1 protein-coding gene is annotated in these 1166 nt (G+C 64.9%); it reads left to right on the forward strand.

Features of this window, described 5'->3' with window-relative positions; all coding sequences use genetic code 11:
* The coding region (locus tag NHF53_RS23005) for an FG-GAP-like repeat-containing protein (RefSeq protein ID WP_252836281.1) at positions 1-1166 on the forward strand (1166 nt) is incomplete at both ends.

The raw sequence follows: 1166 nt of genomic DNA on the forward strand, positions 1-1166 counted from the left end.
CGGCGGGACGGGCGCCAACAGCCTGACGGTCGACCAGCAGACGGTGCTCGACATGTCGGGGACCACCGACACGCTGGTCATCGTCGGCGGGACGGATGACAGTGTGACGGCAACGGGCTTCACCCCCACCGGCACCACCGCGACCCTGAACGGCATGACGTTCAACGTCTATACGAACGGTCCGGCCACGGTCTGGATCCAGCAGGGCGTGCAGGTCAACGGCATCGCCACCCCCGTCATCGCGATCGACACGCCGATTGCCGGCGACGACATCGTCAACCTGGCGGAATCGACTGGTGTAACGATCACCGGGACGACGACCGGCGTAGAAGCGGGTCAGACAGTGACCGTTACCTTGACCGACGGCACCAATACGGTGACGACGACGGCGACGGTTCTGCCCGATGGCACCTGGCAGGCGGCCCCGGCCGATCTGTCGACGCTCACCGATGGTCCGGTGGATGTGGCGGCCAATGTGACCAACGCCGGAGGCACCTCGGCCACGGATACGGCGCCGGCCGCACTGGACACGACGCCGCCGCTGGCGACGATCGAGGCCATGTCGAACGACAGTGCAACCTATGGCGACTTCATCTCGTCTGCGGATACGACGCAAATGTCGGGTACGACAGATCCGGGTGCGACGGTCACGATTTCGGCCGGCGGCACCGTGATCGGAACGGTCACGGCGGATGCAACGGGTACCTGGATCTCGTCGTCGATCGATCTCAGCGGGCTGGCCACGGGCGCTACGCTTACCGTCTCGGCCGAAGTGACCGATGCCGCGGGCAATGTGACCACGGTGACGCAGGATATAACGGGGGCGGATCCGGCCCCGGCTGGGTTTAGCCCCGAGCAGCAGATCGGGGTAGCTGGGGGTGGGGATGATCCGAGCGGCGCATGGAAGACAGTCATTGGGGACGTCAACGGTGACGGCTTCGCGGATCTAGTCACCCTCGACAGCAACCCTGCCGTTCAGGACCGGGTCGCATTTGGCAATGGGGATGGAACCTTCGCTCCCGAGCAGTATATCGGGGAAGCTGGGGGTGGTGATGATCCGACCGGCGCATGGAAAACAGTCATGGGCGACGTCAACGGTGACGGCATCGCGGATCTGGTTATCCTCGACAGCAACCCTGCCGCTCAGGACCGGGTCGCATTTGGCA

Origin of the sequence: Ciceribacter sp. RN22, assembly GCF_024054295.1 — a bacterium.
Taxonomy (GTDB): domain Bacteria; phylum Pseudomonadota; class Alphaproteobacteria; order Rhizobiales; family Rhizobiaceae; genus Allorhizobium; species Allorhizobium lividum.